This window comes from Desulfarculaceae bacterium (genome assembly GCA_020444545.1).
Taxonomy (GTDB): Bacteria; Desulfobacterota; Desulfarculia; order Desulfarculales; family Desulfarculaceae; genus Desulfoferula.
The window spans coordinates 411,654-436,322 of the sequence record JAHLKT010000001.1 but is presented as its reverse complement, the minus strand read 5'-3'; the positions used below and the strand labels follow the sequence as shown (position 1 = coordinate 436,322).

Sequence of the window (24,669 nt, the reverse complement as noted above, 5' to 3'; positions counted from 1 at the left end):
TCCAGGCTTGTCCGTCGGCGGCGGCGAGCCGCCGTGGCCCGGCGCCATGCCGCGCCGGGGTAAGATGGTCGACAATGCTATATTACATCACAGAGAACTATGCCCACGCAACCACGAAGGGCAGCCCAAAAGGCCCCTTCGCGGCCAACCGCGACCGTCCCATTTAGGGCCGTCCGCCTGATGGACGCACGCCATAGGTTAACACAAACGGGCCCGAGGTGCTTGACCCCGGGCCCGTAAGATTTCGCTCAGGTTATTAGGGCCCTGCCCGCTAGGCCACCTTCTCCAGCTTGACGGCGCAGGCCTTGTACTCGGCGGTCTGGGAGACCGGGTCGTAGACCCCGTTGGTCAGCCAGTTGGCGCAGGCCTCGCGGAAGTGGAAGGCCATCCACACCATGCCTTCCTGCACCTCGGGGGTCACCTTGGCGGTGAGCTCGATGGAGCCGCGCCGCGAGGAGAGCCGCACCCGCTCGCCGTTGGCGATGCCCAGCTTTTTGGCGTCGGCCAGGGAGATGTCGGCCGTCTCCTCGCCCAAAAGCTCGTTGAGCCCGCCGCTGCGCCCGGTCTGGGTGCGGGTGTGATAGTGGTAGAGCCTACGCCCGGTGCTGAGCACCAGGGGGTACTCCTCGTCCGGCACCTCGGCCGGCGGGGTCCACTCGGCGGGCTTGAAGTTGCCCAGCCCGCAGGTGAAGCAGCCGTCCTTGTGCAGGAACGGGGTGCCCAGGTGATCCAGGTCGGGCACCGGCCACTGCAAGCCGTCTCCCTCGATGCGGCTGAACTTGATGCCGGTCATGGACGGGGCCAGCATGGATACCTCGTTGTCCCAGATCTCCTGGCCGCTGTTCGACTCCCACTCCTGGCCCATGCGCTTGGCGATCTCCTTGAAGATCCACCAGTTGGGCTTGGCATCCCCGGGAGCCTCCACCGCCTTGCGCACCCGGTTCACCCGGCGCTCGCTGTTGGTGAAGGTGCCGTCGTCCTCGCTCCAGGCCGTGGCCGGCAAGACCACGTCCGCGAAGCGGGTGGTTTCGGTATGGAAGATGTCGTTGCACACGATGAACTCGGCGTGCTCCATGCAGTGCTCCACATGGGTGATGTCCGGTTCGGTGTTGGCCACGTTCTCGCCGAAGATGTACATGCCCTTGACCTTGCCGTCGCCCAGGCCGTCGAACATGGCCGGCATCATCATGCCCAGCTTGTCGTCCAATTCCACGCCCCAGGCCTTCTCGAACTTGGCCTTGGCGTCGGGGTCGGTGACCTTCTGGTAGCCGGGGTACACGTTGGGCAGCGCGCCCATGTCGCAGGCCCCCTGCACGTTGTTCTGGCCGCGCAGCGGGTTCACGCCGCCGCACTCGAAGCCCACGTTGCCCAGAAGCATCTGGAAGTTGGCGCAGGACATCACGTTGTTCACGCCGCAGGTGTGCTCGGTGATGCCCAAGGTGTACATGAGCATGGCCGGCTTGTTGGCGGCCATCAGGCGGGCCACCTCCACGATGGTCTCCGCCGGGATGCCGCTGATCTCCTCCGCCCGCTCGGGCGGGTAGTTCTCCACCGCGGCCTTGAGCTCCTCGAAGCCCACGGTGCAGCTCTTCACGTATTCCTTGTCGTAGAGGTCCTCTTTGATGAGCACGTGCATCAGCCCGTTCAACAGGGCGATGTCGCTGCCCACCTTGAGGGGCAGGTGCATGGTGGCAAACTCCGCCAGCGCGGTGCGCCGGGGGTCCACCAGGATCATCTTGGCCCCGTTGTTTACCGCGTTCTTCACGAACGTGGCCGCCACGGGGTGGGCCTCGGTCATGTTGGAGCCGATGATGAAGAACATCTTGGCCTTGTCAAAGTCGGCAAAGCTGTTGGTCATGGCCCCGGAGCCGAAAGAAGTCGCCAGACCGGCGACAGTGGGAGCGTGTCAGGTTCGTGCGCAGTGATCGATGTTGTTCGTACCGATCACCGCGCGGAAGAGTTTCTGCATGTTATAGGAGTCTTCGTTGGTGCTGCGCGCGCAGCTGACCCCGGCGATGGAGTCGGGACCGTGCTCCTTCTTTATCTCCATGAAGCGCTCGGCCACCAGGTCCAGGGCCTCGTCCCAGCTCGCCTCGCGGAACTCGCCGTTCTCCTTGATCAGCGGCGTGGTCAGGCGCTCGGGGCTGTGGATGAAGTCGTAGCCGAAGCGGCCCTTCACGCACAAACGGCCCCGGTTGGGCTGAGCGTCCTCCACGGCAGTGACCTTGATGATCTGGTTGTCCTTCACGTGCAGCCAGAGCTGGCAGCCCACCCCGCAGTAGGGGCAGGTGGTGCGCACCTTCTTGGTCTCCCAGGAGCGGCCCTTGCCCTTGGCCTTCTTCTCGGTGAGCGCCCCCACCGGGCAGGCCTGCACGCACTGGCCGCAGAACACGCAGTCGCTCTGGTCGTAGGGCCGGTCGCCGGTGGTGACGATCTTGGCCTCGGCCCCGCGATACCCGAAGCCGATGGCCCGGTTCACCTGCACCTCGTTGCAGGCCTGCACACAGCGGCCGCAGAGGATGCACTTGGAGAAGTCCCGGGTGATCAGCGGGTTGTCGTCTTCAATGGGATAGGTTTCGGCCGGGGGCGAGAAACGGACGGCGTCCACCCCGTACTCGTAGGCCAGGGCCTGGAGCTTACACTCGCCGTTGGCCTCGCAGACCAGGCAGTTGTGGTGGCCCGAAGAAAGGAGCAGCTCCACCGCCAAGCGGCGGGCGGTGCGCACCTTCTCGGTATCGGTCTGCACCTCCATGCCGTTGCCGGCGGGCATGGCGCAGGAGGCCACCAGGGTGCGGGCCCCTTTAACCTCCACCACGCACATGCGGCAGGCGCCGGTGGGGGTGCAGTCCTTGAGGTAGCACAAGGTGGGTATATCCACGCCGTTACGTTCGGCGACCTGCAACAAGGTCTCGCCGGGCGCGAACTCCACCTCTGTGCCGTTGAGTTTGAGCTTGGATTCAGCCATGGTCATCTCCCGCTGGAATAGCCCTTTTTGGGCGCGAAGCTGGGGGGACGGCGCACGGAGCCCGTACGCCCACCGCTCCATATAGCATCAATTAAATTGTTTGTATAGATGTTTGATGGACTTGGCCTATGTGAGCCCTGTCCGAGAGGCGGGAGACGCCTATCTCCCGGTCATCGCCGGTGTTTTCGTTCCGGGCTTCCGCCGGGCCGGAGCCGGGCGGGCACCTCACTTGCCCGGCAGCAGGTCTTTTTCGCCGCTTTGGGCCTTGTCCTGGGCGATCTGCTCTTCCAGATAGGACTCGCGGGACACGTCGGCCCGGCCCGCGTCGCGCATCAGCTCGCGGCGCGCCCCGGCCTTGGGCTTGGGGGACTGGGGCTCCACCGCGTTGATCACCTTGGCGATGGGCACCGGCACATCCACGCCCTCGCTGTCCAGGGCCTCCTTGAGCATACGCACCGCCTCGGAGCGCACCTTGATGAAGTCGGCCTGGGTCTGGTCCACCCAACCGAAAAAGCGCACCATCATGGCGCTGTCGCCGAACTCGCGGTTGCGCATCCCCGGCGGCGGATCGGCCACCACCCCCTTCATGGCCGCGATGACCCCGCAGCCGATCTCCTGCACCCGGCTCAGGTCTTCCTCCACCCCCACGCCCAGGTCGATGTCAAAGCGCCGGAGCGGGTTGCGGGTGTAGTTGTAGACCACGCTCTTGAACACCTGGGAGTTGGGGATGCGCACGTGGTTGCCTTGCAGAGTCATGATCACCACCTCGCGGGCGGTCACCCGGATCACCGAGCCCTCGTGGGGCCCCACCGCGATCCAGTCCTGGTAGTCGAAGGGGCTGCGCACCCCCAGGAGGAAGCCGGCCACGTAGTTCTCGGCGATGTCCTTGAAGGCGAAACCCAGGGCCAGGCCCACGATGCCCGCCGCGCCCATGAAGGCCCCGATCAGGGCGGTGAGGCCCAATATCTCCAGGGCGATGAGCAGCCCGCAGAACACGAAGGCGTAGCGCACCAACTGGCGCACCAGGTTTTGCAATAGGAGCCTGTTGCCCAGGCGGCGGTAGGGCAGCTCCCAGGCGGTGAGCATCCGCCCGGCGGCATAAAAGGCCAGCACCAACAGCAGCGCGATGCCCACCAGGGGCGCGAAGCTCATCGCCTGCTCCAGCACCTGGCGCAGCTTGGCCCAGGCGGGGCCCAGATAGGAGCCCACCCGGGCCTCCACCACGATGTCGTCCACCACGTAGACCACCCCGGCCATCTTGGCCGCGACCTTCACCGCCTCCTGGTTGGCCGCCAGGGAGGCAGTGTGGCCGCTCAGGGTCACCACGCCGTCTTTCACCCGGAGCCGGATGCCCGCGAACTCGGGCACCTGGGCGAACACCGCCTTCAAGGCGCGGGCCGTCTCGCGCTCCGCCACGCTGCCGGGCTTTATCTCCGGAGAGCCCAGCCGGTCCGCTCCCCAGGCCGCGCCGGACAGGCAGGCCAGGAGTAGGGCGGCCAGAAGCAGGGGCAGGCATCTGAAAAGGCGAGGGCGCAAGGTGGTCTCCCAATGGGCAAAAGCCGGGGGCGTCCGGCGGTTCCTTTACTATAGACCATTGTGCGAAGGCGTCCGGCTCCAGACAAGGGAAAAGCCTCCTTTTTGCGCGGCCAGGGGCGGGCGGGGTTGTGCATCGGTCCGCGACAGGCCACAATATGCCCCATGAACCAGCAGTCCCAACGCAAACTGATGATCTGCGGCGACGGCGCGGTGACCCGTGAGCTGCTCAAACGCCTGGGCGAGGGCTGGGAGGTCACCCTGGTGGGGGCCCGCCAGGCCGAGCTGGAGCGGGCGGAGGCCGCCTTTGCCGGCCGGGCCCGGAGCGTGGAGGGCGATCCCTCCAGCCCGGTGGTGCTCCAGGAGGCCGCTCTGGCCGGGCAGGATTATGTCTTGGCCCTGGGGCCCGACGACCAGGTGAACCTGGCCGTGGCCTCGGCCGCCGCCGAGGCCAAGGTGGACCACGTGCTGGCCCTGTACAACGAGGCGGTGAACCAGGACCTGTTCCGTCAGCTGGGGGCCGAGGCCCTCTTGGCCAGCGCCAGCCTGGCCCGGGAGGTGCACCACTTCCTGGAAAACCCGGGGGTGCGGGTCACGCCCCTGTCCCTGGGGCGCGGGGCCATGCTGGAGATGGACACCGCCGACGCGCCCCACATGGTGGGGCGGCTGGCCCGCTCCCTGCGCGGGCCGGACTGGCGCCTGGTGGGGCTCATGCGCTCCAAGGAGCTGGTCCTGCCCAAGCCCGGCGAGCGCATCCAGGCCGGGGACCGGATGGTGCTGTTGGGCCAGGCGGACATGTTCAACCAGATCTGCGCCGACCTGAGCTGCGGCCTGCCCGGCTTCCCCTTGTCCTGGGGCCACACCCTCTTGGTGGTGCTGACCCCCAAAAACCAGGACCAGCACGAGGGGCTGCTCACCGAGGCGCTCTTCTGGGCGCTGAACAGCCGGGTGCAGGAGACCCTGATCCTCTGCCGCTCGGACCAATGCGGCTTCCAGGACCTTCTGGACGAGTGGCCCGCCGCGGCTTCGGTGCGCGTGGAGAGCGTGCCCGAGGGCCTGTTGCCCCGCGCCCACAAGATTTGCGAGCAGGAGAAGGTGGGCCTGGTGGTGCTGGGCAGATACGAGCCCAGCTGGCTGGAGTCCCTGACCGGGGGCGCCCTGCTGGGCCTGGCCGAATCCTTCTGCGCCCCGGTGGTCTACTCGGCGGGCACCGCCCCCTACCAGCGCATCCTGGTGCCTTTCAACGGCGGCGCCCGGGCCGAGGCCGCCCTGGAGGTGGCCGCCGAGGTGGCGGTGCAGACCGGAGGCGAGCTGGGCGTGGCCCTGGTGGAGGAGCCGGAGTTCATCAAGGGCGAGGACGGGGCCGTCTGGCGCGAAAAGGCCTGGGCCCAAGCCAAGGAAACGGTGCGCCAGCAAAAGCTCAACCTGGCCGAGGTTAGCCTGCAAGGCAACCCGGTGCGCCAGATCACCGCCATCAGCGGGGATTACGACCTCATGGTGGTGGGCGGCTCCAGCCGCAGGCACAGCCTGTTCACGCCCAACGTGGGCGAGCACCTGGCCCAGAAGGCGGCCTGCTCGGTGCTGGCGGTGGCCGAAAAGAGCTGAGCCGTGGAGCAAGCCTACTCCCTGCTGCTAATCACCGTGGCCGCCGCCTTGCTGCCCGGCGTGGCCTCCTTGCTGCGCCTGCCCGCCCCGGTGCTGGAGATCATCTTCGGGGTCATCCTGGGCAAGAGCCTGTTCGACCTCCAGCTGCACGGCCAGTGGATGTCCTTTTTGGCCCAGCTGGGCTTCCTCATGCTCATGCTGCACGCGGGCCTGGAGATCGACTTCAAGGCCCTGGGCCGCCAGCGCCCCGGCCAGCTAGCCTTCCAGCTTTTGGTGTTCGCGATCACCGTGGCCCTGGCCGTGCTGGCCGCGCTGCTATTAAACCGGGGGCTGTTCATGGCCCTGGTACTCTCCACCACCTCCCTGGGCCTGGTGTTGCCTAGCCTCAAGGAGACTGGGCTGATCAAAAGCCCCCTGGCCCAGAGCATTCTCATCGCCGCCACCCTGGCCGACTTTCTCACCCTGCTGGCCCTTACCTTTCACGACATCTACATGGACCACGGCTTCTCTTGGCAGCTGTCCCTGCCCCTGACCATGTTCGCGGGCTTTGGCCTCCTGTTGTGGCTGGGGCGGCTCTGGGCCTGGTGGCAGCCTGAGCTGGCCGAGCGCCTGCTGCTCTCGGACGACCCCCAGGAACAGGGGGTGCGCCTCACCCTGGCGGTGCTTTTCTTGTTCGTGGCCCTCAGCGAGCTCATCGGCCTGGAGCCGGTGCTGGGCGCCTTCATGGGCGGCTGCGTGATCAGCTTCGTTATGCTGGAACGGGCCCAGCTGCAAAGCAAGCTCTCGGGCCTGAGCTTCGGCTTTTTGATCCCCATCTTTTTCATCCACGTGGGCATGCAGTTCGACCTGGCCAGCCTGGCCCGGCCGGGCAGCCTCAGCTTCGCCCTGCTCCTGTTGGGCCTGGCCCTGGGGGTGAAGCTGCTGCCCGGGCTGCTGTTCCTTTTGCAGGGCATGAGCCTCCGGGGTTCGTTGCAAACCGGCCTGCTCTTGTCGGCCCGGCTCAGCCTCATCGTGGCCGCCGCCTCCATCGGCCTGCGCCAGGGGGTGCTCACCGTGGCGGACAAGGACGCCATCGTGCTCCTGGCCCTGCTCACCTGCTTCATCGGGCCCAGCCTTTTCCGCCTGCTGGCCCGGGGCACCCCGCCCCCGCCCCCGGAGCACGAGGTCCCGCGCACTCCGCGCACCCGCCTCTAGGAGTTCAGCTCCCGGCCGCCTGGACTCCGTCCCAGCGATGGGTTATTCTGCCAGCCAACCAGCCGGACGCTCCCGCCTCGGGGTGGCCGCGCCCTCATTGGAGACAAAGGTCCATCATGTCTTACGCCCTCAAAATCCTGCTCGCCCTTTGCCTGCTCCTCATGCCTTTTTCCCCCGCCCTGGCGGCCAAACGCTTCGTGACCATCGGCACCGGCGGGGTCACCGGGGTTTACTATCCCGTGGGCAAGGCCATTGCCAAGCTGGTCAACGCCCAGGGCAAACAGTACGGCTTGCGCGTCACCGTGGAGTCCACCGGCGGCTCGGTGTTCAACATCAACGCGGTCTTGGGCGGGGACCTGGACTTCGGCGTGGCCCAGTCCGACCGCCAGTACGAGGCGGTGCACGGCCTGGCCGAGTGGAAGGCCAAGGGCAAGCAAAAGAAGCTGCGCGCCGTGTTCAGCCTGCACCCGGAGACCTTCTTCCTGGTGGCCAGCCAGAATAGCGGCATAAAGGGCTACGCGGACCTGAAAGGCAAGGCCGTGGCCGTGGGCAACCCCGGCTCCGGCACCCGCCAGAACTCCAAGGACATCCTGGCCGCCTACGGCCTGAACCTGGAGAGCCTGGGCCGGGCCGAGGGGCTCAAGGCCTCGGAGTCGGCCAAGGTGTTGCAGGACGGCCGGGTGGACGCCTTCGCCTACACCGTGGGCAACCCCGCCGGGCTCATCAAGGAGGCCACCAGCGGTCGGGTCGAGGTGCGCTTTTTGGCCACCACGGACGAGGCCCTGGCCAAGCTCTTGAACGGCCGCCCCTACTACGTGAAGGCCTTCATCCCGGTGCGCTTCTACGAATCGGCCCTGAATAAGCAGGACGTGCCCACCTTCGCGGTCAAGGCCACCTTTGTCACCCGTGCCGACATGCCCGACGATGTGGTCTACGCCCTCACCAAGACGGTGTTCAGCAACCTGGCCGCGCTAAAGAAGCTGCACCCCGCCCTGGAGGTGCTCGCGCCCCAAGAGATGCTTCAGGGCCTGAGCGCCCCGCTGCATCCGGGCGCGCTCAAGTATTACCAAGAGGCTGGCCTCAAATAGGGGGCAACCCTGCCTAAGGTGACTTCCACTCAGGAGCCAACTTCCCTCGATTCCGGCGTGGCCCAAGCCCAGGCCGCGGCGGCGGCCGACCTGGGCCTGCGCGATCCCCAAGGATGGCAGCGGGGCCTGATCCCCGTCGTGGCCGCCGCCTGGTCGGGGTTCCAGCTTTTGTTGCCTTGGGCCATCCTCCTGGAAACGGTCTACGTGCGGGCGGTGCACCTGGCCTTTGCCCTGGTGCTGGTCTATCTCTGCTTCCCGGCCATCAAGCAGCGCGACCTGAACGGCCGTTTGATCTACTTCTCCCAGCGAAAGCGCGTGGTGCTTCTGGACCTGGTCCTGGCCGGGGTGGCCGGGCTGGCCGCGCTCTACATCGCCCTGGACCACCAAGGCCTGGCCATGCGCCAGGGCGACCCCCTCACCCGCGACCTGGTGGCCGGCGGGGTGCTGGTGGTGCTCTTGCTGGAGGCGGTGCGCCGCGCCCTGGGCCCGGCTCTGGTGCTGGTGGCCCTGGCCTTCATGGTCTACGCCTTTTTCGGCCCCTACATGCCCGACGCCATCGCCTTCAAGGGCGTGAGCCTGAGCCGCTTCATGGGCCAGGAGACCATGTCCACCGAGGGCATCTACGGCATCCCCCTGGACGTGTCGGCCAGCATCGTGTTTCTCTTCGTGTTGTTCGGGGCCATGATGGAGCGGGCGGGCGGGGGGCGCTACTTCGTGCGCCTGGCCTTCAGCCTGCTGGGCTCGTTCAAGGGCGGCCCGGCCAAGGCGGCGGTGATGGCCTCGGGCCTCACCGGCCTGGTCTCGGGCAGCTCCATCGCCAACGTGGTGACCACCGGCACCTTCACCATCCCCCTGATGACCTCGGCGGGCTATCCGCCCAAAAAGGCCGCGGCCATAGAAGTGGCCGCCTCCACCGACGGCCAGCTCATGCCGCCCATCATGGGCGCGGCCGCCTTCATCATCGCCGAGTACTGCAACCTGGAGTACATGGCCGTGGTCAAGGCGGCGGCGCTGCCCGCGCTCTTAAGCTACTGCACCCTGTTTTTCATCACCCACCTGGAGGCGGGCAAGCTGGGCCTGGCCAGCGTGCCCCGCGCCGAGCTGCCCCTTTTCTGGCCCACCCTGCGCTCGGGCTTCCATTTTCTGGCCCCCCTGGCGGTGCTCATCTACGAGCTCATGATCCTGCGCCACAGCCCGGCCCTGGCCGTGTTCCGGGCCATCGTGGTCCTGGCCGGGCTCATCGTGGCCCTGAACCTTTGGCGGGCAATGCGCGGGGGCGAGGGCTGGGCCGTGGGGCTCAGGCGGGCGGGGAACGTTTTGTGGCAGTCCCTGGTGGCCGGCGGGCGCAACATGATGGGCATCGGCGTGGCCGTGGCCGGGGCCGGGCTCATCGTGGGGGTGGTCAACATGGGCCTGGGCGGGCTGATCACCGAGATCGTGGAGATCGTGGCCGGGGACAACCTCTACCTGCTCCTGGCGCTGACCGCCTTTGCCTGCCTCATCATGGGCATGGGCCTGCCCACCACGGCCACCTACATCGTCATGGCCTCCCTGATGGCCGTGGTCATCGTGGAGCTGGGCCCCTCGGCCGGGCTGGTGGTGCCGCTGATCGCGGCCCATCTGTTCGTGTTCTACTTCGGCATCCTGGCCGACGACACCCCGCCGGTGGGCCTGGCCGCCTACGCGGCCAGCGCCATCGCCCGCTCCAACCCCATCCCCACCGGCCTGCAAAGCTTCACCTACGACCTGCGCACCGCCATCCTGCCCTTCATGTTCATCTTCAACACCCAGCTGCTCCTGATCGGGGTGCATTCCTGGTGGCTGGGGCTGTGGGTGGGGCTCAGCGGGGTGGCGGCCATGTTCGCCTTTGCCAGCGCCACCCAGGGCTTCCTTAGCCGCCGCAACCGCTGGTGGGAGACCCTGGCGCTGCTGACGGCGGCGGCGGTGATCCTCCGGCCCGAGGCCTCGGCCGCCTGGCTGGGCTTGCCCGGCGCGGCCGCGGCCCAGGCCCTGGGCACCGCCACGTTCCTGCTGGTGTGGCTGGGTCAGAAGTGGGGGCTGAGGCGGGCGGCCGCCTAGAGCGGAGGCCGCGCCTGGGCCTTGATGTAGATGTTTTTCACCTGGGGATAGTCCGCCTTGATGCGGGCCTCGATCTCGGCCAGGGCCTTCTCGATCTCTCCGCCGTTGGCGTGGTCGTCCAGGTCCACGCTGATGTTGGCCAGGATGTCCTCGGGCCCCAGGTGCATGGTCAGCACCTCGTTGACGTGACTCACCACCGGGTGGGCGGTAAGCGCGGCGGTGATGCCGCTGATCACTTGGCGCGCCGCCCGCTCCCCGATCAACAGCCCCTTGGTCTCGTAGGCCAGCCAGATGGCCGTGGCCCCCAATATCAGCCCGATGACGATGGAGGCCCCGCCGTCGAAATAGGGGTTGCCGGTGAGCTGGTAGAGCAAGTTGCCGCCCAGGGCCACCAACAGGCCCAGCATGGCCGCCGAGTCCTCGAACACCACCACGAACAGGGTGGGGTCCTTGCCCTTGTGCACCGCCTGGAAGTAGCCGTCGCGCCCCTTGGTGCGCTTGAACTCGCGCATGGCGAAGAGCCAGGCCATGCCCTCGAAGCCCATGGCGCAGACCAGCACGATGTAGTTCACCATGATGTTCTCGATGGGCACCGGCTGCAGGATGTGCAGCACGCCCTCGTAGAGCGAGACCCCCGCGCCCACCGCGAAGATGAGCACCGCCACCACGAAGCTCCAGAAGTAGATCTCCTTGCCGTGGCCGAAGGGGAAGTCGGGCTCGGCCGGGCGGGCCGACTGCCTCAGGCCCCAGAGCAATAGCGCCTGGTTGCCCGTGTCCACTAGGGAGTGGATGCCCTCGGAGATCATGGCCGAGCTGCGGGTGAAGTAGGCGGCCACGAACTTGGTGGCCGCCACCAACAGGTTGCCCACCAAGGCGGCGTGGATGATGAATTTGGACGAATGAGCCATATCTAGGTTATGCCTGCCCCGGGCGGGGAATGCAAACTTCCGGGCCTATTGCCGGTCCGGCGGCTCGTCCAGCACTTCGCGGATGATCTCGGCGATCTCCGCCGCGCGCAGGGGCTTGTGGGCCAGACGCCTGATGCCCATGGCCTGCATCTGGGCCTCGGTGACATGCTCGTAGCTGTAGCCGGTGCACAGGATGACGGGCATATCGGGCCGGATGGCCAGGATGCGCTCGGCCAGGGCGGTGCCGGTGAGCCCGGGCATGGTGAGGTCGGTGAGCAAAAGGTCGAACTCCCCGGGGGCCTCCTGGAAGAGCCCCAGGGCCTCCCGGCTGGAGGTGGCGGCGGTCACCCGGTAGCCCAGGCGCTCCAGCACGTGGCGCCCCACGTCCACCAGGGCGGGCTCGTCGTCCACCAGGAGGACATGCTCGCTGCCCCGGGGCGGGGCGTCGGGGGCGGCCTCCCCGCTCAGCTCCCCTTTGGACAATACCGGCAAATACACCCGGAAAACCGAGCCCTGACCCAGCTCGCTTTCCACGGCCACCGCGCCGTCGTGGGCCTGCACGATGCCGTGCACCACCGACAGGCCCATGCCGCTGCCCATGCCGGGCTCCTTGGTGGTGAAGAAGGGATCGAAGATCCGGGCCAGGGTGCCCTGTTCCATGCCCGGGCCGTTGTCCTTGACCCAAAGCATCTGATACACCCCGGAGGGCAGGCCGGGCGGGGCCTGGGGGTCCTCCGGGTCCAGCTCCACCTTTTCCAGACCCACCTCGATGACCCCCCCCTCGTTCAGGGCCTGGGCCGCGTTGGTGCACAGGTTCAGAAGCACCTGGTGCATCTGGCTCTGGTCGGCCTTGATCATCAGCTTTTCGTCGCGGATAACGCTCCGGAAATCCACGTAGGCGGGGATGGAGGGCCGGAGCAGCTTGAGGGTCTCCCTGACCAACACGGCCAGCTGCATGGGCCGCTGGTGCTCCTCGCCGGGGCGGCTGAAGTTGAGCACCTGGCGGGTGAGGTCGCGGGCCCGGCGGGTGGCCTTGAGTATCTGCTCAATGCTCTCGTGCCCCGGATGCCCGGCGGGCAGGTCGTCCTGGGTCAGCTCGGCGTAGCCCATGATAGCGGCCAGGATGTTGTTGAAGTCGTGGGCGATGCCCCCGGCCAAGGTGCCCACCGCTTCCAGCTTCTGACTTTGCCTCAGCTGGGCCTCCAGCTCCCGGTTTTGCTGCTCGGCCTCTTTCACCTCGGTGTAGTCCTCGTGGGTGATCACCAGGTTCTGCACCCGCCCCTGGCCGTCCTTGAGGGGGTATAAGCGGGTCTTGAGCCAGCGCGTCCGGCCCCGGCCCCGGCCTTCGGTGGGGCCGGTGCCGTCGAAGCGGTAGGGAGGGATGTCCACGGCCTCCCCCTCATAGGCCCGCCGGGCGTATGGCTCCAGGCCCAGGCGGAGGAATTCCTCGCTTTTGAACAGGTTGAAGCGGCCCTTGGTGTGGCTGGCCGGGAAGCCCCACAGCTCCTCGTAGGCCCGGTTGGCCATGATCTGGGTGCCGTCCAGGTCGTAGATCTCGATCACCGAGGGTGACTGTTCCATGAGCTGGCGGAAGCGCTCTTGGGTCTGGGCCAGGGCCTCCTCGGCCCGCTTGCGCTGGGTGATGTCGCGCACCACGCTGAGGATGCCCATGGGCTCGCCCAGCTCGCTCTTGAGCATGGAAACGGTGTGCTCGGTGGGGAACACTTCGCCGTTCTTGCGCATCATTTCGTACTCGAAGTGGGCCGTCTCCCCCCGCTCGAAGGCTTGGGTGATGCGACGCCCGAACTCCTCGTAGTGGGCTTGGTCCACGTGCACCAGCTCGGTGGACCGCTCGAAAAGCTCCTGATCGCTGTAGCCGAACATCTCGCCGGCCGCGGGGTTAACCTGCACGGTGCGACGGCCCGGGGTGGTCACGAAGATGGCGTCCTCCTGGGCGTTGAATATGGTCTCCAGCCACAGGCGGGACTCCCTGAGCGCCTCCTCTGCCTTTTTACGCTCGGTGATGTCCGTGCATACCCCGGTCATAAGGCGGGTGCGCCCCGAAGGCTCGGCCACGGGATAGCCTTTTTCCTCAATCCACCTGATCTCGCCGCCCTTTCTGAGTATGCGGTAGGAGCATTCGTAGGCTTTCCCACGGCGGTGGTACTCGCCGATCGTTTTCAGGTAGCCTTCCTTGTCGTCCGGATGCAGGGATTCCAAAAAGGCCCTGGGGCTCCTGTAAAGCTCTTCTAGCGAAAGGCCCCATACGTTTTCATAGGCCGGGCTGACGTAGATCATCTCTTCCACGCCGCAGGTGCTCAACCAGAACACGTCCTGGATGGTTTCGGTCACCAGCCTGAATTTTTGTTCGCTCTCGTGAAGCTCTTCCTCTGCCTTTTTACGCTCGGTGATGTCCTGGAAGGTGCCGTAGAGCCGGACCGCCTTGCCGCCCACCCGCTGGGCGCGGCCCAGGGCGCGGCACCATTTCACGTTGCCCTTGGGGGTAAGCGCCTCGGCCTCGAAGTCCAGGGGGACGTCGTCCTCTTCCAGGGCCCGCATGGCCTCCCTGACTATGTCCCGGTATTGGGGCAGGTAAAATGCGATGTGATCGTCCGGGCCGGGGATGGGCTGGCCCGGCTCGATCTCCACGATGTCGTAGGTGCCCTTGGTCCATTTGGACCTGCGGGTGACCAGGTCCATTTCCCAGCCGCCGATCTTGGCGATGCTGCCCACCTCGTTGAGCAGGGCCTCGCGCTCCTCCAGCTCCCGCTCGTAGCGGCGCTGCTCGGTGATGTCGTGGGCCACCGCGTAGGTGATGCCCTTTTCCATGTCCGGGTGGGAGTTCCAGTTCAGCCAGACGTACTCGCCGTCCTTGCGGCGGTAACGGTTGGTGAAGTTGATCACCATGTTGCCCCGGGATAGTTCCTTCTCCAGAACATCCAGGGTGGGCTGCACGTCGTCGGGGTGCACGAACTCCATGAAGGAGACGCCCAGCAACTCCTGCTCGGAATAGCCCAGGGTGGCCGTGAAGGCGGGGTTGACCTTGAGGAAGGTGGCGCTGTTGATGTCGGCCACGCAGATCGGGTCCAGGGACATGTTGAAGATCTCGGCGAGCTCCTCCTGGGCCTCCTTGGTCTCGGTAATGTCGGCTATCTGGACCACCGCGAACAAGGGCTCGCCGTCCGTGCCGCGCACCAGGGAGACGTTGGCCCGGCCCCAGATGATCCGGCCGTCCTTGTGCAGGTAGCGCTTTTGCAGCGAGAAGGACTCTGGCCCGCCCTTGAGTATCAGCTTCACCTGGTCCCAGCTCTCCGCCCGGTCGTCGGGATGGGAGATTTCCAGAAAACGCAAGCTCCTGAACTCTTCCGGGTCGTAGCCCAGCATTTCGCACAGGGCGCTGTTGGCCGAGAGGAAGTAGCCTTCCATGTCCACCAGGGCCATGCCCACGCCCGCGTTGTCAAAGGCGGAGCGGAACTTCTCCTCGCTCTGCTTCAGGGCCTCTTCGGCCTGCTTGCGCTCGCTGACATCTTGGAACACGGTGGCGAACTGCCCCGGGGCCGGGGAGTAGGCGGCCACCTCGAAGTGGCGGCCCAGGGCCTGGCTGTAGTCGTCGAAGCGGGCGGGCCGGCCGGTCAGGGCCACCTCGCCGTAGGTCTCGATCCAGGAGTCCTCGATGTCGGGCCAGACCTCCCGCACCGTGCGGCCCCTCACCTCCTCAGCCTTGAGCCCGGTGAAGCGCTCGAAGGCGGGGTTCATCTCCAGGAAGGTGTAGTCCACCGGCTTGCCGTCGTCGTCGGTGATTATCTCGTGCAGCGAAAAGCCCGAGAGCATGGACTGGAACAGCAGGCGGTAGCGCTCCTCGCTGTCCTTGAGGCGCTGCTCGTCCCGCTTGCGTTCGGTAATGTCCAACACGCTGCAGAAAACCGAGATGAGTTCGCCGTTTTCGTCCAGCGGGGCCGAGTTGTACCAGGCGCAGTCGATGACCGTGCCGTCTTTTCGGTAGTTGCGGTTGAAATTGGTGTTGCTCTTCAGGTGCCCGGACTCCATCTCCTTGAAGAGCCGGTACACCTGGTCGGCGTCGTCTTCGTGGATGAATCTCACATCGCCGATGAACCGGCCCAGCATCTCCTCGGCCTTCCACCCGAAGATTTCCTCCGCCTGGGGCGACCAATAGATGACCTTGTACTCGCTGTCGAACTCCACCACTCCCAAGGGGGAGTTCTCCAGGTGGGATTTTAGGCGCTCCAGGGTCTGGCGCAGCTCCTGCTCAGCCTGCTTCTGCCGGGTGATGTCCTCGGCGATTCCGCAGATGCTCACCACCTTGCCCGACTCGTCGCGCACGGGGTAGTAACGGGCCGAAATCCAGCGGGTTTCCCCGTCTTCACGTTGCAGGCGGTACAGGGGGAAGGTGCCCGGCTGGCCGGGGTCGGCGGCCTGTATGTAGTCCGTCACCGCCTGGCGGTCCTCATCGGGCAGTAGCTCCATCCAGGATGTCGGCTCGTCGTAGAGGCCTTGCCGGCTGCGGCCCCATACCTGCTCGTAGGAGGGGCTTACGTAGCTCACCTCCTGCCAGTCCGGCGAGCCCACCCAAAAGACCTCGCTGATGTTCTCAACCAGTTGGCGGAAGCGGGCCTCGCTCTTCCGGATGGCTTTGTCGGCCCGGCGGCGTTCGGTGATGTCCTGGATGACCCCCACCAGGGCCCAGAAGCTGCCGTCGGCGTGGTGCAGGCGTTGACCGGTGAGATGGCCCCAAAACCGCGAGCCGTCGGCCCGGCGGTAGAGCCTTTCCTGGGATGCCTGGTCCACCTCGCCGGCCATGAGCTGGCGCATAGCCCGGTCGGCATGGGGGATCTGATCCTGGGCCACGTGGCCCAGGTAGGGTGTGCCGATCAGCTCGGCCTGGCGGACCCCCAGCATCTGGGCCATGCGCGGGTTGGCAAGGGTGATCACGCCCTGGTCGTCCACCAGGATGATGCCCGCCTGCACCGTGTCGAAGATGCCCCGGAGGGTCTCCTCGCGGCGAGTCAGCTCTTCCTGCGCCTTTTTGCGTTCAGTGATGTCGCGCGAGACCCCGTGGAAACCGATGATCTCGCCCTTGCTGTCGTGCATGGCGGTGATGATGTTTTCCATCAAGACGGTGGAGCCGTCCTTGCGGTAATACTCCATCTCCATCTTGAGGGGGTCGCCGGGCCGGCTGCCCCTGGCCTCGGGGGGCGTCTTGCCCTTGAACAGGTCATAAAGCTTGCGGACCGATTCCGGGGTGATCTTTTGCTCTAGGGTCAGCGCTTCGCGTTCTTGGGAAGAGAAGCCGAGCACCCACTCCGCCGAGGGGCTCATGTAGGTGGTCTGGAAGGCGAGGTCCGTGGTCCAGACGATGTCGCTCATGTTCTCGGTCAGCAGCCGGAACTTCTCCTCGTTCTCGCGCAGGGCGCGGGAGGTCAGCTCGGCCTGCACCACCGAGCCGATGAGCCGGGCCGAGGTGGCCAGGCGCCGCTTGGCCCGCTCGACGATGGCCGGGGACTTGGGAGGCAGCTTGCCGGTTTCGGCCTGCAAAACGGCGGGGTCCAGACTGTGGGCTTCGGCCAGCCGGGCCTGCTCGGCGGGGTCTTCGGGCGGCTGCCCATGGGCGAAGCTGATGGCGCCCACCACCACCTCGCCGGCCATGATGGGCACGCCGAAGAGTTCCAGGCCGCCCTGGCAGGCCACCTCCACCGGGCCGCCGGTTTCCATGGCCCGGCGGGAGCACTCGTCCCAGCAGGAGGTCTCCTCGGGCGATTGCCTTGCGGATTCGCCCTGGCTGGCGAGGCAGGGGGCGTCGCACAGCAGGCGGCACCAGTCCGAGGCGAACACGCTCAGGGCGAGAGAGCCGTTTTTTTCGTGGATGACCGCCGCGGTGCCCAGCAGGTCCAGATAATCGGAAGCGACTTGAGTAAGGGTGTCCTCGCCCACGCTCTCCAGGATAAGGCGGTGGGGCAGGCTTCCGTCGTTGCCTAGCTTGGGCTCGGTGGCCAAGACCTGTTGCTCCCGGCACATGAGGGCAGGTGCCTAAGAGGCTAATTGGTTCGCGGCCAAAAACTCGTTGCGGACCGGCTGGGTGGTTTCGATGCGCCGCCGGGCGTCAGGGGCGGCCTAGTGATGCTTTACGATCGCCGTAGCAAGGCTATTGGACGCATTACTAGTTCCTAATTACACTATAAGCCCTAGAAAAGGCAAGCTTAACCAGGCGGTTGGCTCAGAAAGGACGCTTGCGGTCAAAGGCGGTGGTGAACTTGCGCCCCAACAGATAGAGGACCGCGGCCCCGCCTATCTGGATGCACAGGGCCTCCAGGAAGGAAAAGAAGAACAGGGGCACCACGAACACGGCCAGGACGAACAGGATGAGCAGGGGGGCCACGATCTTCCAGTGGCCTTGCAGCCAGGCCTCGTTGGCCTGCTTGGCCCGTTCTTCCGGGTCGATCCAGGCGGGCTCTTTTTCCGGGGTCTGGTGGTCGGGTTGCATGGCTGCCTCCTGGCCTTGATATACCACAAGCCGCGCCGTTTCACCCGGTCAAGGCGCGGTTGGCCGGTTCCGTGCTATTGTGTTAATAATTCAGTCGTTGCGGCGGGGCATCTCCCGCCGGGCGCGTATTGGCCCCTTTCGTTGTCCCCGAGCCGGGAGACGGACTGAGCGAGAAATGAACCCCAGGCGCATGGCGAAATGGTTGCTGCTGGCCGCTCTGGCCCTATTGGCCCTGGCGGCCGTATCCGCCTGCGGCGGCGGGCTTGGGCCCGAGAGCCCCGATGGCCGCAGCCTGGAGTATCAGTACGAGGGCTGGTGCTACCGCTGGGTGCCCGAAGGCGAGGCGGATCTGGACAAGGCCCGCAAGTATTGCCAGCAGCGGGTGGCCGAGCGGCGCAAGTATCTGAGCGAGACCCTGGGCAAGGCCGGCGCCAAGGGCCCCACCGCCTGGAATCTCGAATCCTGCCTGAAAATCCTGGGCTGGGAGCGCTGCCCCGAGTAGGGCGGCCTCCGGCATCCCCCCGCAAACCGAGCCCCTGGAGCCCATGGCGTGCTTTCCCAATTAGTCAGATGGATCGGCAGCGACGAGGCCCTCAATCAGCTGGTGGCCGGTCTGCCCGCCTGGGGCCTGCTGGTGCTCCTGGCGGTGTGCATCGTGGTGCTTTCCAAGGGCGCGGACCTCATGGTGGACGGCGCGGTCTCCCTGGCCCAGCGCACCGGCCTGCCCCGCATCGTCATCGGGGCCACCATCATCAGCCTGGGCACCACCACTCCCGAGATGTTCGTGAGCGTGCTGGCCGCCTGGACCGGCAACCCCGGCCTGGCCCTGGGCAACGGGGTGGGCTCCATCATCTGCGACACCGGGCTCATCTTCGGGCTCATGTGCCTGATCAGCCGGGTGCCGGTGAGGCGTTTTATCCTCAACCGCACCGGCTGGTGGCAGGTGGGCTCGGCCACCCTGCTGGTGGTGATGTGCCTGATCGCCCTGTGGGCCGCTCCCGCCGCCCCCACCCTGGGGCGCGGGGCCGGGCTGTTTTTGCTGCTGCTGCTCGTGGTCTATCTGTACATGTCCTACCGCTGGGCCCGCCAGAGCGGCCTGCTGGCCGAGGACGTGGGCGAGGAGCGCGACTGGGGAGTGGGCAAGGCCCTGGGCTTCACCCTGCTGGGCCTGGTGGGAGTGGTGGCCGGTTCCCGGGTGCTGGTGCCCACCGCGGCCGAGGGCGCTCTTCGGATCGGGGTGCCCCAGGACGTGATCGCGGCCACCCTGGTGGCCTTCGGCACCAGCCTGCCCGAGCTGATGACCGCCATCAGCTCAATCCGCAAGGGCCAGCCCCAGATCATGGTGGGCAACGTGGTGGGGGCCGACGTACTCAACTGCCTGTTTGTGGTCGGCGCGGCGTCGGTGGCCCGGCCCCTGGCCGTGCCGCCCAACTTCTTCACCTTCCATTTCCCGGCCATGCTGCTCATTCTCTATAGCTTCCGGGCCTTCATCTTCATGAACACCGACGGCTGGTTCAAGCGCTGGCAAGGCGCCTGGATTCTGAGCATCTACGCGGCCTATCTGGTTTTGCAGTACAGCCTTGAGCTAGGGTAGGCGGCTGGCCGTGCCGGGGGCAGGCGCGGCCTCGGGCCGGCTCGAAACGCAATAAAAAAGCAGGTAAGGAAAGAAGGGCTCCTTGGGGGGGCGGTCTCGTATACGGGAACTAGGCACCGCGCTGAAGCAAACGCTCAACCCGGCGGTCCGTGGGCTTGCCGGCGCATGGCGTGGCCGGGCGGCCAGGCAGGGCCCGGCGAACCCTCCTCTTGGCTTTCCCTTTTTACCTGCTTACCTGCCTCTTAATCCCGCCGCGCAAGGTTCCGCCATGCGGGGGCCAGGCCGGGGGGGCCGGTCTAGGCCGGAATATCTTCTCCCGGCTCCTGGCTGACCACGGCCCGGACCGCGGGCTCGGCCAGGCGGATGCCCTCGGCCTCGAAGCGCTCCAGGATGCTCAGGTTCAGCTCGTTGCCAAAGGCGTTGTAGGCCCAGAAGTCCGGGGGCACGTACCAGTAGATCATCAGCAGGTTGAGCGAGTCCGGGTTGAACTCGTTCAGATAGACCCGGGGCGGCAGCTCGGGGTCCATGCCCTCACGGTCCTTTAAGAGATCCTCCACGATGGCCACCGCGCGGCGGGCCTGGGCCGCGCTGGTGCGCGAGGCCAGGCGCAGATTGGCCACCCGCCGGATATGGGGCCGCCGCCCGATGTTTTCCAAATCCACCCGGGCCACCAGCTCGTTGGGCACCACCGCCTGGTGGCCGTCCAGCTGGCGCAGCTTGGTGGAGCGCAGGCCGATCTCCTCCACGAAGCCGTCGTGGCCTTGAACCACGATGCGCTCGCCCACCCGGAAGGGCTTGTCCAGGAGGATGGCGATGGAGCCCAGGAAATTTTTAAGGGTGTCCTGGGCGGCCAGGGCCACCGCGATGCCGCCCACCCCCAGGCTGGCCAGGATGGTGGTCACCTTGAAGCCGAAGTTGTCCAGCCACACCACCGCCGCGGTCATGACCAAGAGCACCTTGAGGATGGTGCCCACGGGTTTGAGCAGCACCGTGGCCTGCTGGTTGCCCGCCCGCTGCATGTGCTGGGCCAGGCGCTCCACCGCGATGTCCACCAGGCGCACCAGGCACCAGGTGACCGCGATGAGGGGTATGGTGCGGCCCCTCATGATGGCCTTGGCGGTCATGGAGGGGCCGATGATGTCCACGTTCCAGGTGTAGACCATGGCCGCCATGAGCAGGCGGAGGGGCCCGCGCAAAAAGCGGCGGCCGGGGTCGCCCAGGCCCTTGGGCCGCCGGGCCAGGAGCCATTCGATCAGGGCGGTGGCCAGCCAGGCCCCCAGGTAGCACAGGATAGCGAGGATGAAGGCGGCGGCCCACTGCCAGAGCTGCATGCCCAGGAACCAGTAGTCGGGCAGATACTCGGTGAGCTTTTCGCCCAGCACTCCATGGCCGAAATGGCGGTAGGCCAGGTCGATCTGGGCCACGGTGCGCGGGGTGAAGCGCCAGATGACCTCGCCGCCGGGCAGGCTCTTGCGCTGGAGGTAGAGGTCCACCGGGCCCTCGGGGGTGCGCACCGTGCCGATCTTTTCCAGGTCCTTGGGCAGGCCGTCGTTCAGGTCGCCCTGGGGGCTGTCATTTATCTGCTCGATGTCCAACAGCAGGGCGCGGGTCCCGGCGGCCATGAGGCGGTAGGCCAGGCGCGGGCCCAGCTCGTCCCGCTCGGCCTCGGGGATGCCGCTGAGGTCCAGGTAATGGGCCGCGTCGGCGTACTTGCCGGCGCGCGCGGCCAGGGCGAAGTCGATGAGCGCCTGGCGGGGGGAGGGGCGCATCTGGCCGTCCGGGGCGGGCTTGGCCGCCGTGGCCTGGGCCTTGCCGCCGCTGGGCTGTATCACTTCCTTGAGGGTGGGGGTCTCTTCGGCCGGGCAGGGCGCGGCCGCGCCCAAAAAGAGGGCCAGGCAAAGCGACAGGGCAAAGAGATGACGCATGGAACCACCTTGAAGCTATTGGTTCCACTTAGTATGCCCAAGCTCGGACGAACGGGGCAAGTTGCCTAGCCTGGAGATTTCATGGAGGTTGGGTGGCCTCAAATAATGATTAAATTTTCATGGGGGCTTAATGAAAAAGGCGTTGGCTTTGTCTGGGTACGGTTTGTTCCCCCACCGGCACAGCCAGCCGCCGGCAGACAAGGCGGCCCAAGGCTTGGGCTGCCAATGGGTTTCACGGGGAGCCTAGGGCGCTGGTGGGAGCAAATTACTGCTCGACCCGACATGCCGCCGGCGGCACGCTGGCAAGCGAGGGCCGCTGGCGTAGCCATAGCTACGTCAAGGCCCGAGCGCGGCCAGCAACACCGTATACCGGTGGCTGGCGAAGCCGGGCGCACGACCTCCATGAAATTTCCGGGCTTAAAAGAGGCTCCAGAGCATCTTGGTGCCCACCAGGATGATGAAGGCGGCGAAGACCTTCTTCAGGATGCCCGTGGGCAGGCGGTGGGCCAGCTTGGCCCCCAGGGGCGCGAAGAACACGCTGACCGCGGCCACCCCGATGAGGGCGGGGAGGTATACGAAGCCCAGGCTGTGGGCGGGCAGGCCGGGCACGTCCCAGCCGTTGACCACGTAGCCCGCCGCGCCGGACAGGGCGATGGGCAGGCCGATGGCCGCCGAGGTGCCGATGGCGCGGTGGATGGGCACGTTGCACCAGGTCATGAAAGGCACGGAGAGGGAGCCGCCGCCGATGCCCACCAGGGCGCTGAGGCAGCCGATGCCCAGGCCCACCGTGCTGGTGCCCGCGATGCCGGGCATGGTGCGGGCGGCCTTGGGCTTGAAGTCCAGGAGCATCTGGATGGCCACCAGATAGAGGAAGACAACGAAGAACACGGTGAGGAAGTGGGTGGAGAGCTGGGCGGCGATGTAGGAGCCGCCGTAGGTGCCCACCAGGATGCCGCCGGTGATCTTGGCCACGATGGGCCATTCCACCGCACCGCGCTTGTGGTGGGCCCGGAAGCTGGAGATGGAGGTGAACACGATGATGGCCAGGGAGGTGCCCAGGGCCATGTGCAACACGTTCTGGGGGGCCACGCCGGCGGCCTCCAGATAGAAAACCACCGCCGGGACCATGACCAGGCCGCCGCCCACGCCCAACAGACCGGCCAACACGCCGGCCAACGCGCCCACGCCCGCAAAGACCAACCAGGGGATAATCGCTTCCATGGCTCTCCTCTCCGGCGGCTAGTATACCCCCGGCCGCGCGATGCGCAAAAAAAGGGGCGGAGCCTCGCGGCCCCGCCCCGGATACGGCCTTGTTGTAAGGATCAGGAGGCCTTGGCCTTGCCCCGGCCCTTCTTTTCGTCGATGTCGCCGGGGTACATCACCGCCTCGCGGCCGCGCTCGCCGGTGCGGATGCGCACCACCTCCTCCACCGGGTAGACGAAGATGAGCCCGTCTCCCGCCGCGCCGGTCTGGGCGACCTTCAGGATGGTGGCGATGGTCTCGTCCACGTTTTCCTCGCTGAGGATGATGTTCATCTGCATCTTGGGCAGCATGTCCACCTGATAGGTGCCCGAACGCCCGGCCAGGGTGATGCCGCCCTGGCGGCCCTGTCCCCGGATCTCGAAGACGTTCATGCCCCGGATGCCTATCTCGTTGAGCGCGTCCTTGACGTCGCCCACCTTGTCTTCGCGGATAATGGCTTCGATCTTCTTAAGCATGGCTCACCACTCCCTGTGTATCCCTAAGAATAAGCTCGTTCACCGTGGCCGCTGATGTCAAGCCCCACTTCCTCTTCAATGGTGGTGGCTCTGAGGCCGATGCTCATGTTCAGGGCCTTGGCCACCACGTAAGTGACCCCGAAGGCGAAGACCATGGTGACCACCGAGGCCAGGATCTGCACCCCGACCTGGGAGGGGTTGCCGTAGAACAGGCCGTTGGCCCCGCCGGGGTTGACCAGCTTGGTGGCGAACAGGCCGGTGGCCAACATGCCCCAGGTGGAGGCCATGCCGTGGCAGGCGAACACGTCCAGGGACTCGTCCAGGCCCCGGTTTTCCCGGAAGCGGATGGTGTAGTAGCTGATGGGCGCGGCCACCGCGCCGATGACCATGGCCGCCAGGGGAGTGACGTAGCCCGAGGCCGGAGTGACCGCAGCCAGGCCCACCACCATGCCCGTGACCAGGCCCAGGGTGGAGGGGCGGCCGTCGAGCCAGGAGAGGATCATCCACACCACCCCGGCCGCCGCCCCGGAGGTGTTGGTGGCCACCAGGGCGCTCACCGCCACCTCGTTGGCCCCCAGGGCGCTGCCCGCGTTGAAGCCGAACCAGCCCACCCACAGCAGGCCGGTGCCCAAGACGGTGTAGGGGATGTTGTGCGGCTCCCAGGTGCTGTGTCCGTAGCCCTTGCGCGGGCCGATGACCATGGCGAAGGCCAGGGCGCTGAACCCGGCCGCGATGTGCACCACCGTGCCGCCCGCGAAGTCCAGGGTGCCCAGCTCACGGAGCCAGCCGCCCACGCCCCACACCCAGTGGCACAGGGGGTCGTAGACCAGAGTGGCCCAGATCAGGCCGAAGATGAGGAACGATTTGAAGCGGATGCGCTCCACGAAGCCGCCGGTGATCAGCGCCGGGGTGATCACCGCGAACATCATCTGGAAGGCGGCGAAAAGCTGGTGGGGCACCGTGGCGCTATAGGCCGCGTTGGGCGCGGCGGTCACCCGCATGAAGCCCAGAAAGTCCAGCCCGCCGATGATGCCCCCGATGTCCGGGCCGAAGGACAGGCTGTAGCCGTAGAGCACCCACTGCACCCCGATGACCGCCATGAAGGCGTAGCTCAGGGTTAGCGTGGACAGAATGTTTTTCTTGCGGACCATGCCGCCGTAAAAAAAGGCCAGGCCCGGGGTCATCAGCAGGACCAGCGAGCAGCAGACCAAAAGCCAAGCGGTGTCACCCGTGTTGATGTTGGCCATCACACCCTCCTCAAAAGCCAAATTGTCCGTGCCAGGGGCCTATCCCCTTGCCAAGCCCCTAGCCGCCCGGCGGGCACACTACTTCCTCGGGGGCCCAACTACGCAAGCTTCGTACCAAGCCGGAAGGCAAAAAGAGGAGACAAGCTAAGGCCCGCTATTAAGGGCCAAAACCGGAGGGAGCATCCAGAATCTACAAAAATGTAAACTAATTACGCCTACCAAATGGTAGGCAGCCTACCTGGCGGTCAACAAAAAAGTAAATTCATAGCCCCGGGCCGGGGATGGGACGGCCGCCGGGGCGGGCCGGAAGGCCC

Annotated in this window: 16 protein-coding genes; 6 read left to right on the top strand and 10 right to left on the bottom strand. The window is 66.4% G+C overall.

All coding sequences use genetic code 11. The features are described from left to right. Positions 1-271 precede the first annotated feature (271 nt). The 3 genes from KQH53_02065 to KQH53_02055 form a co-directional block, all read right to left on the bottom strand. Positions 272-1,858: a molybdopterin-dependent oxidoreductase gene (locus KQH53_02065; GenBank protein MCB2225435.1), complete on the bottom strand. Its 1,587-nt coding sequence runs from the start codon at positions 1,856-1,858 to the stop codon at positions 272-274. A 48-nt stretch (positions 1,859-1,906) separates the two neighbouring features. Then, the gene (locus KQH53_02060; GenBank protein ID MCB2225434.1) at positions 1,907-2,965 is read right to left on the bottom strand and encodes a (2Fe-2S)-binding protein; all 1,059 of its coding nucleotides are present in this window, start codon (positions 2,963-2,965) and stop codon (positions 1,907-1,909) included. Between the two features lie 225 nt (positions 2,966-3,190). Continuing rightward, a complete protein-coding gene (locus KQH53_02055; protein ID MCB2225433.1) occupies positions 3,191-4,501 on the bottom strand; it encodes a mechanosensitive ion channel in 1,311 nt (436 codons plus the stop codon). Positions 4,502-4,663: 162 nt separating this feature from the next. On the opposite strand from KQH53_02055, the gene KQH53_02050 reads away from it, so the two are divergent. The 4 genes from KQH53_02050 (at position 4,664) to KQH53_02035 (ending at position 10,464) form a co-directional block, all read left to right on the top strand. After that, on the top strand, positions 4,664-6,103 hold the full coding sequence (locus tag KQH53_02050) for an NAD-binding protein (protein MCB2225432.1): 1,440 nt from the start codon (positions 4,664-4,666) through the stop codon (positions 6,101-6,103). A gap of 3 nt (positions 6,104-6,106) precedes the next feature. After that, positions 6,107-7,297: a cation:proton antiporter gene (locus KQH53_02045; protein MCB2225431.1), complete on the top strand. Its 1,191-nt coding sequence runs from the start codon at positions 6,107-6,109 to the stop codon at positions 7,295-7,297. Positions 7,298-7,413: 116 nt separating this feature from the next. Continuing rightward, positions 7,414-8,385: a TAXI family TRAP transporter solute-binding subunit gene (locus KQH53_02040; GenBank protein ID MCB2225430.1), complete on the top strand. Its 972-nt coding sequence runs from the start codon at positions 7,414-7,416 to the stop codon at positions 8,383-8,385. A 57-nt stretch (positions 8,386-8,442) separates the two neighbouring features. Further along, on the top strand, positions 8,443-10,464 hold the full coding sequence (locus KQH53_02035) for a TRAP transporter permease (protein ID MCB2225429.1): 2,022 nt from the start codon (positions 8,443-8,445) through the stop codon (positions 10,462-10,464). Here the strand turns inward: KQH53_02035 and KQH53_02030 are convergent. From KQH53_02030 to KQH53_02020, 3 genes are all read right to left on the bottom strand, one after another. After that, the gene (locus tag KQH53_02030; GenBank protein ID MCB2225428.1) at positions 10,461-11,372 is read right to left on the bottom strand and encodes a cation diffusion facilitator family transporter; all 912 of its coding nucleotides are present in this window, start codon (positions 11,370-11,372) and stop codon (positions 10,461-10,463) included. The genes KQH53_02035 and KQH53_02030 overlap by 4 nt on opposite strands. Before the next feature lie 45 nt (positions 11,373-11,417). Further along, on the bottom strand, positions 11,418-17,384 hold the full coding sequence (locus tag KQH53_02025; GenBank protein ID MCB2225427.1) for a PAS domain S-box protein: 5,967 nt from the start codon (positions 17,382-17,384) through the stop codon (positions 11,418-11,420). 220 nt (positions 17,385-17,604) lie between these two features. Then, positions 17,605-17,871 (bottom strand): hypothetical protein, encoded by a 267-nt coding sequence (locus KQH53_02020; GenBank protein ID MCB2225426.1) that lies wholly within the window; start codon positions 17,869-17,871, stop codon positions 17,605-17,607. 190 nt (positions 17,872-18,061) lie between these two features. Between KQH53_02020 and KQH53_02015 the strand changes: the two genes are divergently transcribed. Further along, a complete protein-coding gene (locus KQH53_02015; GenBank protein MCB2225425.1) occupies positions 18,062-18,373 on the top strand; it encodes a hypothetical protein in 312 nt (103 codons plus the stop codon). Between the two features lie 48 nt (positions 18,374-18,421). After that, positions 18,422-19,465: a calcium/sodium antiporter gene (locus KQH53_02010; protein MCB2225424.1), complete on the top strand. Its 1,044-nt coding sequence runs from the start codon at positions 18,422-18,424 to the stop codon at positions 19,463-19,465. A gap of 296 nt (positions 19,466-19,761) precedes the next feature. On the opposite strand, the gene KQH53_02005 is transcribed toward KQH53_02010, so the two are convergent. The 4 genes from KQH53_02005 to KQH53_01990 all read right to left on the bottom strand — a co-directional run bounded on the left by KQH53_02005 (position 19,762) and on the right by KQH53_01990 (position 24,346). Next, complete coding sequence (locus tag KQH53_02005; GenBank protein ID MCB2225423.1) at positions 19,762-21,390, bottom strand: mechanosensitive ion channel family protein; 1,629 nt, start codon at positions 21,388-21,390, stop codon at positions 19,762-19,764. Positions 21,391-21,807: 417 nt separating this feature from the next. Continuing rightward, on the bottom strand, positions 21,808-22,611 hold the full coding sequence (locus KQH53_02000; GenBank protein MCB2225422.1) for a sulfite exporter TauE/SafE family protein: 804 nt from the start codon (positions 22,609-22,611) through the stop codon (positions 21,808-21,810). Positions 22,612-22,712: 101 nt separating this feature from the next. Next, complete coding sequence (locus tag KQH53_01995) at positions 22,713-23,108, bottom strand: P-II family nitrogen regulator (protein ID MCB2225421.1); 396 nt, start codon at positions 23,106-23,108, stop codon at positions 22,713-22,715. Between the two features lie 23 nt (positions 23,109-23,131). Beyond that, complete coding sequence (locus KQH53_01990; protein MCB2225420.1) at positions 23,132-24,346, bottom strand: ammonium transporter; 1,215 nt, start codon at positions 24,344-24,346, stop codon at positions 23,132-23,134. Positions 24,347-24,669 lie beyond the last annotated feature (323 nt).